At 62.7% G+C, this 255-nt stretch carries 1 protein-coding gene; it reads right to left on the bottom strand.

What is annotated here, in order from left to right; genetic code table 11:
- Positions 1-255: hypothetical protein (locus QSK17_RS35950; protein WP_285711166.1), on the bottom strand; the 255-nt coding region annotated here is incomplete at both ends.

Raw genomic sequence — 255 nt, 5'->3', positions numbered from 1 at the left:
ACCGATACGGCTCCCGCTCGGCAGAAACGAGTCCTCGTAGTCGTCACTGCCGGCTCGGTAGATCGCGAATGCCCAGGCGTCGGCATCGCCGAGATATTCGATCCGGGCCAGCGGGAAGCCCTCGTCGTCTTCGTCATCGTCATAATGGCCGGTCAGGTAGCCGAAGGAACCGCGCCAGCGGACCGTCACCTCGCCCAGTTGCGGCCAGTGCTTGAAGGCGTGCGAATCGACGTCCTCTTCAACGAGAGCTTTGAC

Origin of the sequence: Microtetraspora sp. NBRC 16547, assembly GCF_030268965.1 — a bacterium.
Lineage (GTDB): Bacteria > Actinomycetota > Actinomycetes > Streptosporangiales > Streptosporangiaceae > Microtetraspora.
The sequence above is the reverse complement of the archived record's forward strand: the minus strand, read 5'-3'. Positions and strand labels throughout refer to the sequence as shown.